A 12995-nucleotide genomic window follows, 5' to 3' on the forward strand; every position below is an offset into this window, starting at 1 on the left:
CCCCGCCGGGAGCGCGTCAGGCCCCTCGACGAAGTCAGCGTAGACGGCGAACCGACCGGTCCGCAGCCTCGAGCTCCGCCGCAACTCGACCTCCACCGGACCCACGAAGGCGTAGCCCTCGGTCCGCGCGTGCTCCCGTGCCGCGTCCGCCAGCTCCCGAGCCAGGACCTCCGAGAAGCGCTCGAACCGCCGCGCATCCTCCGGGGACAGCTCCACCACGAACACGTTCGGTGCGATCAGCCCGTGGACCCCGACCCGCCGCAGCAGGTCCATCTCCCGCGTCAGCCGACGCCCGATCTCCACCGGTTGGAGGTCGGTCCGGAAGGCCTTGGTGAAGGCTCCCTCGACGAGGCGCTCCAGGCGCTGCTCGAACTGCTGGAGTCCCATGGTGAGCCGACAGCCTATCGGGGCGTCGTCGCAGGTCAACGGTGGCCGGTCCCGTGCCGGGGCCCCGACCTCGGTCGACTATCCTCCCCTCGTCGCTCGGGCGAGTGGCGGAATAGGCAGACGCGCAGGATTCAGGTTCCTGTGTCCGAAAGGACGTGGGGGTTCAAGTCCCCCCTCGCCCACCCGCGTCGTTCTCGGAACGGCGATCCCCAGTCCGAGGAGTCCCTGGTCGGACCGGGTTTTTCCCTGGCCCCGACTGCTCGGGCAGACCACCGAAGCCCATCCGGGCTGGGCCGCCTTCGTCGCGCTTTCCGCATCAAGAGGACGACGGTTCGCGCGAGAAGTCGTCGGCGGGAGGCGCGAGCAATCGTGCCGCCGCCCACCGCTGCCGAGGTGGTTCAGCGACGCCAGGCCCGCCCGTGGGAGAGCACGACCCCAGCCGGGGTCCGGGCCCGGACGGCTAGCTGGCCCTCGTCGAGCTCCCAGAGCTCGGTGGTGACCGTGTCGCCGGGGTAGACCCGCTCGGCGAAACGGCCCTCCAGGCCGCCGAAGCGGGCCGGGTCTCCCTCGCAGGCCGCGGCCAGGACCGCCCGGCCCACGATGCCGTAGGTGCACAGGCCGTGGAGGAAGGGGCGGTCGAAGCCCGCGGCCTTCGCCACCTCGGGATCGATGTGGAGGGGGTTCCGGTCACCCGAGAGCCGGTAGAGGGCGGCCTGCGCCGGCCCGGTGGTCGTCTGGTGGACGTGGTCCGGTGGCCGTTCCGGGGCGGCCGGGCCGCCGCTCGGACCTCGCTCCCCGCCGAAACCGCCGGCGTCCCGGACAAAGAGGGACGAGCGGGTCGTGCAGAGGGGACCATGCTCGTCGGCCACCTCCGCGGCGACGACCACCACGGCGGCCGATCCTTTGTCCCAGACCGCCTCGATCCGACCGGTGACACTCGCCGTGCCCTCGGGCGGCAAGGGGCGGTGGCAGACGATGCCCTGTTCGCCGTGCAGCACCTTCAAGAAGTCCAGCGCCACGGCACCCACCAGGCCGCCGAGGGCCCGCATGCCGGGGATCACGCCGTAGGTCGGCAGGACCTTCGGTCCCCGCCCCTCGTAGAGGAAGTCCAGTTCCGCCTCGGGGGTGGCCCCGACCCCGAGGGCGTAGAGCATGACGTCCTCGGGCTTCCAGCGGACGGTCACCGGATCGAAGGTCCGACCAACGACGGCCGTCGACAACACCTCTGGCATCAGCCCGCTCCCTCCCCCACGAGCCCCGTCGGGCGACGCTCCCGACGACGGCGACCGCTCGGTGCCCGCGCCTCGTCCACCGGTGGCCCCACTTTACTGACTGATGGATCGGTTGATGGTGGTGGCCGGGGCCGCTTGGTCGTCCTCAGGCCACCGGGGACCTCGCCCGTCGGGGAGCCAGGGGGCCAGGCCCTCTTCGAGCGGCACCTGGGCGCTTTGGAGGATCACGGCCACCATGGCCCACACGGCCGGCACGGCCACGGCTTCGAGCGCTCCGCCCTCCCCGAGGGCGCCGACCAGGTCGGCCAGCGTGCGGGCCGTCACCTGGCCGTCGGTCAGGACCTCGTCAGCGGCCTGGAGCACCAGGTGGTCCTCCGGCTCGAGGCCCGGTGCCCCGGGGCCCTCCCGGACGGCCAGCAGGACCGCCGGGGGGATCCCGAGGTCAGAGGCGATGCGCCAGTGCTGGCTCCACTCGTAGGCCGATCCCCGGCGCCACGCCACCCGGAGGATCTGCAGCTCCCGGAGGCGGGCGGGCAACACCTCCGAGGTGAGCAGCGCCAGCAGCAGGCCCGAGAGGCCCTTGGCCAGGGAGGGGCGTCCGAGCAGCAGCCGGAAGACGTGCAGGCGGGCCAGGACCTCGGGGACCCGGACCTCGGCGGCCACCGCCAGGGCCCGGTCCTGGTCCAGCAGGGGCAGCAGCCCGGCCACCTCGGGGGGCCCCGCAGCCGGCCCTGGCTCCCCGGCCGGCCGCCCACTGCCACGCGTCATGGTCTGCTCCTCTCGTGGTCGGGCACCACCACGGCGTGGATCGGCCGGGCCCCGCTCTCCCCGGCCATGGTCTCGAGCAGGCTGCCGACCTGGCTGGTCGGCCGCACCACCCGGGGCAGCTCGGCGAAGGGGTAGCGACCCGAGGCCACGAGGGCCAGGGCCCGCCTCGAGGCGCTCGTGTCCACTCCGAGGGCCCCGAGCAGGGTCAGCTCCTTGTACACCAGGTGGTCGGGGTGGAATCCGGGGGTCGACGGGTCGCCCCGGGTGCCGGCCAGGACCACCCGGCCACCGGGTCGGGCCAGGGCCACGGCGAGGCCCAGGGCCTCGGGCGCCGCGGCGGTCACGTCGACCACCACGTCGGCACCCTGGCCGAGCGCCCGGCGCACCTCGGCCACCGGGTCGGCCTGGGCCCCGTCCACGGTCAGGTCGGCGCCGAAGCGCCGGGCCCAGGCGAGCCGATCGGCGTCCTGGGGCCCCTTGCCGACCACCGCCACGAACCCTGCCCCGGCCTCCTTGGCGGCGACCAGGGCCCCGAGCCCTCGGACCCCCGGGCCGAGCACGGCCACCGCCTCCCCGGCCCGGACCTCGGGGAGGTCGGCCCCCCAGCGGATCCCGGCCCCCAGGGGGTTGAAGAGGGTGGCCAGGACCGGGTCCAGGTCCTCGGGCACGGGGAGCAGCTGGACGTCGGGACCGAGGAAGAGGTGGGAGGCGTAGCCGCCGAAGAGGCCCGGGGGCCGCTCGACGGGGACGAACCCCACCATGTCGCCCAGTCCGTGGGCCTCGCAGCGCTGGGCCTCGCCCCGCCGGCAGGCCGGGCAGCGCCGGCAGGCCTGGAAGACCTCGACGGCGACCCGCTGGCCGACCTCGACCCCGAAGCGCTCGGCGGCGCCTTCGCCGAGCTCCTCGACCACCCCGACGACCTCGTGCCCCGGCACGAAGGGCTTGCCCCCGGGCAGCAGGCCCCGGAACTGCTCGTGGTCGGTGCCGCAGAGCCCGCAGGCCTCCACCCGTAAAAGACCCTCGCTCGGCCCAATCCGGGGCCGGGGCAGGACCCGGCGTTCCAGGCGCCGGGGGCCGATCAGCACCATCGCCCAGGCCTCCCCCGCCTGTGACTGACTCATCAGTCGAGATGATAGGCCAGGGGCCGGAGGGGCGCTGGGCGCTGTCGGAGCCCCACCAGGACCAGCTCGTCGAACGGTCCGCACCGGACCGTCCCGCCCTCGACCGCCGCCGGTCGGCCGTCGGCCAGGGCCCGCTCGACGGCCCTGCCGTGGACGACCACCCGGACCGACGCCGGAGGAGGAAAGGTCCCGGTGCGCTCCCAGGCGAGGGTGGCGGTGCCGTCCTCGGCCACGCCCGAGAGGCGGTAGCGGTCGAGGCGCACCGGGCCGTGGTCGTCCCCCGCCTCGTCCAGCGCCCGTCCCTCGGCACCAGCGACCTGGCCCTCGGGGTCCTCGGCCGGCCAGCAGTGCAGCGCCCAGCACCCTGGGGTGTGGGCCTGGTCCAGGGTCCCTCGGGTCCAGAGCAGGTCCTCGGCACGAAGGGCCTCGTCGCCCTCCAGCTGGCAGGCGCCTTCGGGATCGACCCACGCGTCGTCGAGGACCAGGATCCTGCCGGCCCGGACCAGAAGGGGCAGGCGCCCCAAGGGAGCCCCGAGCTGCACCACCGTGCGACCGGCGAGCGCCGACGGGCTCGACCCGGCCCAGGCGCCGACCCAGCGGCCCGCGGGGAGCCGAAGGGCACGCCGCCGGGCACCGGGGGTGCAGACCGGCGCTACCAGCAGGTCGTCGCCGAGGAGGAACGCGTCGTCGCCGAGCTCGGCCGCCGCCTCCCCGTCGGGCCACCACAGGGGCCGCACGAGCGGCGCGCCCTGCGCAGCGGCCTCGTGAGCCAGGCCGAGGAGGAGCGGCAGGAGGCGGTAGCGGAACCGGATCCAGGAGGCCACGGCCCGCCCGAACGGCTCGGGCCAGCGCCAGGGCTCTCGCGGCCGCAGGCCGATCATGGCGTGGGTCCGCAGCAGGGGCACGAACGCCGCGAACTGGAGCCAGCGGAGGTAGAGCTCGGGGTCGGGGTCGGCGGTGAAGCCACCGACGTCGGAGCCGGTGAAGGGGAAGCCCGAGAGGCCCAGGCCGAGGACGGCGGCGACCTGTTGGCGCAGGCCCGCCCAGCTGGTCTCGGCGTCGCCGGTCCAGTGCCAGGCGTGCCGCTGCCCGCCCAGCCAGCCCGAGCGGGAGAGGACGAAGGGGCGGGCCTCGGGCCTGGCCAGTCGGCTCCCTTGGAAGCCCGCCTCGTTCATGCCGTTGGCGTAGCGGTTCCGGAGGCCCGCGTGGTCGTGGACCTGGCGGTCGATCCGGTGGCGGGTGGCCAGGGGCAGGCGGGGCTCGACCCCGAGCGCCAGGGAGGTCGGCTCGTTCATGTCGTGCCAGAGGCCCCCCACGCCGCTGGCGCGGAGCCTGGTCGCCACCTCCTCGGCCCACCAGTCCCGGACCGCCGGGTCGGCGAAGTCCGGGAAGGCCGCTCGGCCCGGCCAGACGACGCCGATCGCCAGTCGGCCCCGGGGGGTGCGGCAGAAGCGGTCCCCGGCCAGGCCCCGGCGGAAGAGCCCGAAGCCCCGGTCGACCTTGACCCCGGGGTCCACGATGGTCACCACCCGGGTCCCGAGCGCCCCGAGGCTCCCGACGAGACCGGGCAGGTCCCCGAAGCGCTGCGGGTCGGCGGTCAGAACCCGGTAGCCGGCCAGGTGGTCGATGTCGAGGTGGATGGCCGAGACCGGCAGGCCGCACGCGGCGAACCCGGCCCGGATGCCGGCCACCGCGGCCGCCGACCGGAACCCCCAGCGGCTGTGCTGGTAGCCGAGGGCCCAGCGGGGCGGCAAGGCCGGGGGGCCGGTCAGCTCGGCGAGCCGCTGCAGGAGGAGCGGCGGCCGACCCAGGGCGAGGACCCGCCGGAGCGGTCCCGCCGGCGCCCCGAGCCATCCGCTCCCAGCGCTCGAGAGGTCGACCAGGAGCGTCTCTGAGGTGTCGAGGACGTCGAGCAGGCTCCGGGCGCCGTCGACCGCCAGGAGCACCGGGACGTTGCAGTAGAGGGGCCCGGCGTCGGGTCCCCAGCTGCCCCCCGGGTCGAGGTTCCAGAGCCGGTAGCGCCGGCCCCGCCGGTCCAGGGGGCCGGCCTGGAGCCCCAAGCCGGTGACCAGGGCCCCGGGAGCACAGACCCAGCGGGCCGACCAGCCCGCGCTGCGCCAGCAGGGCGGTTCGTCGACGCGGACCACCTCGCCCGCGCCGTCCAGGATCGCCAGGGTGCCGCCGACGTCCAGACGCACCCGGAGCGGACCACCGGCGTCGAGCTCGAGGACGCCCTCGGCGCTTCGGTGGCGCCGGGGCGTGACCCGCGTCCCGGCCCGGCCGCCCACCAGCAGCGAGGGCGGGGCGTCCTCGGGGCTCCCGCGCCGTCGCCACTCGACGAGCAGGCAGTCCGGGGCGAGGAAGGCGAGGGTCAGGGTGGCCCGGGCGAAGCGGGCCACCACGGCGTCGGCCTCCTCGGTCAGGTCCTCGAGGCGGCCAGGACCCTCGCCGCTGCCCGGTGGGGGCACGGCGAGCCGGTCGGCCTCGGCCCGGGCCCGCAGGCCCTGGCGGAGCGAGCAGAGGACCATCCAGGCGGTCGTCGCCGGGCCGAGCTCGGCGACGACCCGCAGGGTGGCTCGCAAGCCGGCCCCGCCGCCGGTCCCTCCTGGGTGGCCCGACGCCATCGGTCGGAGGCTAGTCAGCGCCCCCGCCTCGGCCCGAGCGTCACGCAAGCACCGGGACGGCGACGGCAGCCGAGGCGCGCCGGGCCGGTGCGCAGGCCAGGACCGGCCGGGGACGGGGCCGATCGAGGTCCAGGAGGGCCAGGGACCGGTGGTGGCGCTTCGCGTGGTACATGGCCCGGTCGGCGGCCCGGAGCAGCTCGTCGACGCTGGGTCGGGCGGCCCGCAGGCTGACGATCCCGGTGCTCGCGGCGAGGGGCACCTCCGCCGGACCGAGGGTCACCGGGGCGGCGCGCAGGGCCCGGCAGAGTCGCCGGCCGAGCTGGAGGGCTTCCCGTGGCGGGTCGGTCAGCTGTTCGCAGACCGCCACGAACTCGTCGCCCCCGACCCGGGCGACGAGGTCCCCGGCCCGCAGGGCCCCCTGGAGGGTGCGGGCCGCGGCCCGGAGCAGCTCGTCGCCCGCGGCGTGACCCTGGGTGTCGTTCAGGGCCTTGAAGCCGTCGAGGTCGACGTAGAAGACCCCGAGCTCCCCGGGGCGCCGCCCGAGGCGGGCCAGGGCTCGCTCGAGGTGCTCGAGGAGCAGGCTCCGGTTCGCCACCCCGGTCAAGGGGTCGTGGAGGGCCAGGTGCGACAGGCGGGCTTCGAGGGACCGCATCTCCTCGTCGAGCCGGTCCAGCATCTGCAGGGTGCTCCAGCGGGCCGAACGGACCACGACGTCGAGGGCCTCGGCGAGGGTCGCCCGGCCGACCCCCAACCGGCGGGCCTCCTCCCGGAGGATGCTCTGCACGGCGTCGGCCCACCAGACGTTGAGCCGCATGACCATGCCGACGGGCACGGCCGGCTGCCCCGGCCGGTGCATGGCCAGGCGGGCCGCCTGGGCCCGCTGGCGAGCCAGGGTGGCCCCGGTGGCGGCGACCTGCTCGCGCTCTTCGGGGCTGGCCGCCACGCCGGTCCCGAGCCAGCGGGCGATGAGATGGGTGGCCAGGTCGGTGACCTGCCACATGGGGTCGGTCCGCACCAGGCGTTCGTTGCTCGGACCCTCGGCCTTCCGGCGCAGATGGGCCAGGTAGGCCTCCTGGCACCGGGCCAGGACTTCGGGAGCCCGCTGCGCCAAGGCCGCGCCGAGGCGAGCCCGCTCGCCCCCGAGCCGGGTCGGCCGTCGCCGAGGGACACGGCCCACGCCTCTTGATGCCACGATCGAGGCATCGACCAGGTCCGATGCGCGCTTGAGGGGCGCGCTCCGGAGACACCGGGATGCGAGCCGGACCGGGGCACCCGCGCTGACCCTCCCGTCAGCGCCGTTCGGCCGGCCGGAGGGCCACGAGGCAGCCCGCCGGGTCCACCTGGACCCGGACCCGCCGACCCACTGGGACCCGCGCCGGCGCCGCGACATTGCGCAGCCGCCCCCCGGCCAGGGCCACGACGTGCTCGTACCCCCAGCCCCGGAAGGCGCCGTCCAGCACCTCCCCGTCGAGTCCCGGCTCGCCCTCGCCAGCGAGGCGAACCGCCGAGGGCCGCACGAGGACCTCGGCCGACGCGCCCCGACCGGGACGACCCGAGGCGAGGAGCCGCCCGGTCAGGGCGCCAGCAGCCGTCTGCACCACGGCCTGTTCCCCCCGGACGTCGGCGAGGGTCCCGGCGAGCTCCCCGGCCAGGCCGGTGAAACGGGCCACGAAGGCCGAGGCCGGGGCTCGGTAGATCTCCTCGGGGGTGCCGAACTGGACCAGTCGGCCGCGCTCGAGCACCCCGACCACGTCGGCCAGGGCGAAGGCCTCGGCTTGGTCGTGGGTGATGTAGATGGCCGTGGCCCGCTGGTCCCGGACCAGCGCCCCGATGTCGATCCGGAGCTGCTCCCGGAGGTCGGCGTCGAGGTTCGAGAGCGGCTCGTCGAAGAGCACGAGGCCGGTCCGCGCCACGAGAGCCCGGGCGAGCGCCACCCGCTGCTGCTCGCCGCCCGAGAGCTCCCCCGGGAAGCGGGCGGCCTTGTCGCCGAGCCCGACCCGTTCCAGGGCCTCTCGGGCCAGGCGGCGTCGCTCCGCCCGCTCGAGGCTCCGGCGCTTCAGGGCGAAGGCCACGTTCTGCTCGGCGCTGAGGTGCGGCCAGAGGGCGTAGTCCTGGAAGACCATGGCCAGGTCTCGCCGTTCGGGGGGCAGGTGGATGCCCGGACCGTCCACCATGGTGCCGCCCAGCCGGATGCTGCCCCCGCTCGGCACCTCGATCCCCGCGATGCAGCGCAGGACGGTGGACTTGCCGCTTCCTGAGGGCCCGAGGAGCACGAGGAAGCGACCGGGCTCGACCACCAGGCTCACGTCCGAGACGGCCTCGACCGCCCCGTAGGTCTTGCACAACCCGTCGACGGCGACCCGAGGGGCACCGTCGGCCTGCCGCCCGGGGTTCTCTCCCCGCTGGTCGCTCGCCGCGTCGGCCACCGCCGCCGGTGCGGCAAGCGCTCGGCCCGGGAGGGGCCAGCGCTGGGTCAGGGTCTTCGTCATCGTCGGTCCTCCCACCGTCGCCTCACGCTGCTTCCCGGGCGGCCCCGACCGCGGCGTCGGGCCCCCCGACCTGTCCGGCCCGGCGGCGTGCGGCCCGAACCCCAGCGTGCTCCGCGCCCCCGGTCCCCTCCGACCAGCGCCGCCAACCGAGGGGGGCCAGCAGGCGGAACAGGCCCAACGCGAGGGCGACGACGCCGAGGACCACGAGGACCGCCACCACCGAGAGGGCCGTGCCCTCCCCGATGTCGGCTTTCCCGAGCACCCGGAGCACGGCCACCGACACCGGCACGACGTTCGGAGGGGCGAGGAGCTCGGAGATGGGCAGCTCGAGGAAGATCCCGGCGAAGGCCAGGAGGAAGGCCCAGAGCAGGGGGCGGGCCAAGAGGGGCAGGACGCCCTCGCGCCACGCCCGGCTGGTGCCCGCACCGTGGACCCGGGCGGCGTAGAGGAGCGAGTCCCGGACTTGGCTGAACGGGCCGAGCAGGATCCGCGAGGACTGAGGCACGGCGTTGGCCACGTAGGCCATCCCGAGGAGGGGCACGGTGCCGTAGAGGACGATGCCGAGGCGGGTGAGGGCCGGCAGGTCGTAGGCGAAGATATAGCCAGCGGCGAAGACCACGCCGGGGAGGGCCACCGCGGCCACCAGGGTGAGGTCGAGCAGGCGCCCGGCCACTCCCCGCTGCGATGCGGCCATGGTCCGGGCCAGCACCGCCCCGAGGGCCACGGTGGCCAGGCCGCACACCAGGCCCATCTCCCCGGAGAACCGGATGGGTCCGGCCAGGCCCTGGACGCCGAGCAGCGCCCGATAGTTCGCCAAGGTGAGGGCCGAGAGCCCGAACCCCTTGAAGGGGACGAGGACCGAGGAGAAGAGCACCCCGAGGACCGGCACCCCGAGCGCCAGCAGGAAGAACGCGGCCCGGAACCCGGCGGCGCCGAGCTGGCCCCGCCACCCGAGCTGACGACGGCGGGCTGCCCGGCCTCGGCTCCCGAGCACGGCGAAGCTCCGTCCTCGCAGGAGCCCTGACTGGACGAGGAGGGCAGCCCCGACCGTCCCCACCAGGGCCCAGCCGACGACCGCCGCCACCCCGAAGTTAACCGGGAACGTGGAGATGGCCTCGTAGAGCAGGTAGGTGGCCACGGGGAAGTGGGCGGTGGCAGCGATGGTCGAGGCCACCCCGAAGTCCCCGACGGACTCGGCGAACACGATGACCAGGCCCGAGAGGACGGCGGGCAGGAGCAAGGGTCCGAGCACCCGGAGCGTGGCCCAGCGTCGCCCGCCGTGGGCCCGCACAGCGTGCTCGAGGTCCCCGCCGACGGCCGCCATCGAGGGGGCGAGCGCGAAGTAGGCGAAGGGCACGCCCTTCAGACCCAGGACCACGGCGACCCCGACGGGCCCGAGGACCAGGTGCTGGAGGGCCGGGGACCACAGCCCGAGGGCGCTGAGCATCCCGGCTCGCAGCACGATCTCCTCCCAGCCCACGGCGATGAGATAGGAGGGGCAGAGGAGAACCGCCCAGAGCCCGAGAACCGTGGCACCCCGTCCCACGGCCGTGGTCCGCTCGACCACCACGGCCAGGCCGCCGGCGACGACGACCGCCAGCAGGGCGGCCGCCGCCCCGACGACCACGGAGTGGGCCAGGGCCACGCCCAGACCCTGGTGCCAGGCGGCCGCCACGTTGGCCCCCGTCCACCAGGCCCGGCCTTGCCCGAAGAGCCGGGGCGAGACGGCTTGGACGAGGAAGCAGAGGGAGGGCACGACCAGCAGGAGGGCGACCACCCCCCACACCGCCAGCCGCCACGGCCCCCCGCCCCGGAACCATCGGCGGGAAGCCGGCCCCCGGTCGTTCGCCATCAGCCGTTCACGACGTGCTCGGAGAACCACTGGGTGATGCTCGCTTCCCGAGCCCCCCAGGTCCTCGTGGCGATCTTCTGGACCGGCAGGCTGCTCAGGGCCGGCAGCAAGGGAGCCGGGGTGACCCCCTGCATGATCGGCCAGCCGCCGTAGGGGTTGACGGCCTTCATGACCGCCTGACCGGCCGGCGTGTACACGTAGTCGGCGAACTCCTTGGCCTCGGCCACCTCGGCTTTCGGGGCGTGGCCGTCGATGCAGATGACGCTCGGCAGCATCGTGGCGGCGGTCGGGTACACCACCTTCAGCTGGGGGTACTTCTCGGCGAACTCGATGCCTGCGTTGTTCTGCACGATGGCCATGGCGATTCGGCCCTGCAGCAAGGCCGTGAGGGTGACCTTGTTCGTCGAGAAGACCTGCAGGCCGTTGGCCGCCAGCCGCTCGAAGAAGGCCTCGCCGGGCCCCACCCCGCCGAGCTGGTGCATGAGTCCGGCGACGAAGGTGTAGGTAGGTCCGGAGATGGCCGGGTTGTTCATGCCCACCTTCCCCCGGTACTGGGGCTCGGTGAGCTGGCTGAAGCTGCTCGGCGGGTCCGGGAGGACCTTCGGGTTGTAGACCAGGGCGCCGGCGATGGTGACCGCGGTCGGCACGTAGCTGTGGTCGGCGGGCACGAGCTCCTTGCCCAGGCTGGTCAGCTGCCCGGCGTCGGGCTCGAATCCCCGCAGCAGCATGCCCTGCTGGTCGAGCGCCGCGCAGGCCGCCGCGCCGTCGATCCAGAGCAGGCCCCACTGGGGGTCGCTCCGCTCCGCCTGGATCTTCGCCAGCAGCGTCCCGGTCGAGTGGTTCACCAGCTCCACCGGGATGCCGGTCTTCTTCGTGAAGGCCGTGCCCACTCCCGGCATGTAGTTCTTCGCGCTGTAGACCACCAAGGGCACCCGCTGGGTCGTCTGGCGGCTGGCCGCTTGGGCCGTCCCGCCGCTCGAGGAGCATGCCGCCAGGCCCAGCGCGCCGGCCAGCAGCCCGCTCAGCACAACGAGTCGCCGACGCGCCGCTCCAGCGCGCCGAGGCCGGCGCCAGCCGGCGTCCTCGGCCGGTGTCGGGGGGATCGAGGGGGTGTGCGCCATGGCCGGCACGCTACGAAGCCGAGGTGAACGCCTCGCGACAGATACCGGAACCACCAGTGAACTCTTCACGAAAACGGCTGCCCTCACGACAGATGGAAGGGTGGCCGACGATGAACGGTGGGCAGCGCCTACGCCATCCACCCGGGTGCCGCCGCACGGTGCGTGCCCCCAAGGGCCATGCTGCGGGAAGCCGTCGACGAGGAGGATCCGTGCCCGACCCCGCAGCCCCCGCCCACGGAGCCGAACGGCTCCTCATCGCCGGCCTCGCCGACCTGCCCGGGGCGGTGCCGCTGGCCGGGGACGCCTGGCGGTTCGAGGTCTGGGCACCCCGAGCCGAGCAGCTGGCGGTGCAGGTGGTCAGCGGGACCCGGGCCGGCCAGGTCCTGGCCCTCGCCCCTCTGGCCCACGACCCGAGCCGCTCGGTCGGGGGCCGCTTCGGGGGCGTCGCCGAGGGCCTGGCCCACGGGGACCGCTACTGGCTGCTGGTGGACGGGGAGCCTCTCGCCGACCCGGCCTCGCGCTGGCAGCCCGAGGGGGTCTTCGGCCCCTCGGCCCTCGTCGACCCGGCCCGCCTGGCCCGGAGCACCCGGTCCTTCCGGCCCCCGCCGCTGGCCCGGTCGGTCTTCTACGAGGTCCACGCCGGCACGGCGACCCCCGAGGGCACCTTCGGTGCGCTGATCGGCCAGCTGGACCGGCTGGTGGACCTGGGGGTGACGACCCTCGAGCTCATGCCGGTCTGCGAGTTCCCCGGCCGGTGGAACTGGGGCTACGACGGGGTGTTCCCCTACGCTGCCCAGAGCACCTACGGCGGTCCCGAGGGCCTGGCCGAGCTCGTCGCGGCCTGCCACGAGCGGGGCCTGGCCGTCGTGCTGGACCTGGTGCAGAACCACTTCGGGCCCGAGGGCTGCGTGCTGCCCCGTTTCGGGCCCTACACCACCGACCGCTACCGCACTCCCTGGGGCCCGGCGGTGAACGTCGAGGGCGCCGGCGCCGACGAGGTGCGGCGGTTCCTGCTCGGCTCGGCCCGCTGGTGGCTGGAGGCCCTGGACGTCGACGGCTTCCGGATGGACGCCATCCACGGCATCGTGGACTTCACGGCCCGGCCCTACCTGGCCGAGCTGACCGACGCGGTGGCCGACGTGGGCCGTCGCTCGGGCCGGCCCCGGCTGCTGGTGGCCGAGAGCGCCGACAACGACCCTCGGGTGCTGGCCCCGACCGACCAGCGGGGCCTGGGCATGGACGGCCAGTGGCACGACGACTTCCACCACGCCCTCCACGCCCTGTTGACCGGGGAGCGCCAGGGCTACTACGAGGACTTCGGGGCACCCGACCAGCTGGCCCGGGCCCTCGTGGGCCAGTTCGTCCTCGACGGCCGCTTCAGCCGCTTCCGGGGCCGCCGCC

Annotated in this window: 10 protein-coding genes and 1 tRNA gene; 2 read left to right on the plus strand and 9 right to left on the minus strand. The window is 75.0% G+C overall.

The annotated features are described in order from the left end of the window. On the minus strand, window positions 1–387 hold a 387-nt coding region (locus Acit_RS12060; protein ID WP_248109301.1), incomplete at its 3' end, for a DUF3662 domain-containing protein. A gap of 98 nt (window positions 388–485) precedes the next feature. Between Acit_RS12060 and Acit_RS12065 the strand changes: the two genes are divergently transcribed. Continuing rightward, window positions 486–569, plus strand: a tRNA-Leu gene (locus Acit_RS12065). Window positions 570–785: 216 nt separating this feature from the next. Here Acit_RS12065 and Acit_RS12070 read toward each other — a convergent pair. From Acit_RS12070 to Acit_RS12105, 8 genes are all read right to left on the minus strand, one after another. After that, window positions 786–1619 (minus strand): MaoC/PaaZ C-terminal domain-containing protein, encoded by an 834-nt coding sequence (locus tag Acit_RS12070; protein ID WP_248109302.1) that lies wholly within the window; start codon window positions 1617–1619, stop codon window positions 786–788. A gap of 93 nt (window positions 1620–1712) precedes the next feature. Then, window positions 1713–2387 carry a carboxymuconolactone decarboxylase family protein gene (locus tag Acit_RS12075; RefSeq protein WP_248109303.1) on the minus strand — a complete coding sequence of 225 codons (675 nt, stop codon included), beginning with the start codon at window positions 2385–2387 and terminating at the stop codon, window positions 1713–1715. Further along, window positions 2384–3508 carry a zinc-dependent alcohol dehydrogenase gene (locus Acit_RS12080; RefSeq protein WP_248109304.1) on the minus strand — a complete coding sequence of 375 codons (1125 nt, stop codon included), beginning with the start codon at window positions 3506–3508 and terminating at the stop codon, window positions 2384–2386. Before Acit_RS12080 ends, Acit_RS12075 begins: the two co-directional genes overlap by 4 nt. Continuing rightward, window positions 3508–6132, minus strand: a complete 2625-nt coding sequence (locus Acit_RS12085) for a glycoside hydrolase family 31 protein (RefSeq protein ID WP_248109305.1) — start codon at window positions 6130–6132, stop codon at window positions 3508–3510. The genes Acit_RS12080 and Acit_RS12085 overlap by 1 nt, the downstream gene beginning before the upstream one ends. A 40-nt stretch (window positions 6133–6172) precedes the next feature. Then, window positions 6173–7309: a diguanylate cyclase domain-containing protein gene (locus Acit_RS13735; RefSeq protein ID WP_248109306.1), complete on the minus strand. Its 1137-nt coding sequence runs from the start codon at window positions 7307–7309 to the stop codon at window positions 6173–6175. 112 nt (window positions 7310–7421) lie between these two features. Beyond that, complete coding sequence (locus Acit_RS12095) at window positions 7422–8621, minus strand: ABC transporter ATP-binding protein (RefSeq protein WP_248109307.1); 1200 nt, start codon at window positions 8619–8621, stop codon at window positions 7422–7424. 22 nt (window positions 8622–8643) lie between these two features. Beyond that, window positions 8644–10503 (minus strand): ABC transporter permease, encoded by a 1860-nt coding sequence (locus Acit_RS13740; protein WP_248109308.1) that lies wholly within the window; start codon window positions 10501–10503, stop codon window positions 8644–8646. Beyond that, complete coding sequence (locus Acit_RS12105; RefSeq protein WP_248109309.1) at window positions 10473–11594, minus strand: ABC transporter substrate-binding protein; 1122 nt, start codon at window positions 11592–11594, stop codon at window positions 10473–10475. Before Acit_RS12105 ends, Acit_RS13740 begins: the two co-directional genes overlap by 31 nt. 209 nt (window positions 11595–11803) lie before the next feature. On the opposite strand from Acit_RS12105, the gene Acit_RS12110 reads away from it, so the two are divergent. Continuing rightward, the coding region (locus Acit_RS12110; RefSeq protein WP_248109310.1) for an alpha-amylase family glycosyl hydrolase at window positions 11804–12995 on the plus strand (1192 nt) is incomplete at its 3' end.

Origin of the sequence: Aciditerrimonas ferrireducens, assembly GCF_023130475.1 — a bacterium.
GTDB classification, from domain to species: domain Bacteria; phylum Actinomycetota; class Acidimicrobiia; order Acidimicrobiales; family UBA8190; genus Aciditerrimonas; species Aciditerrimonas ferrireducens.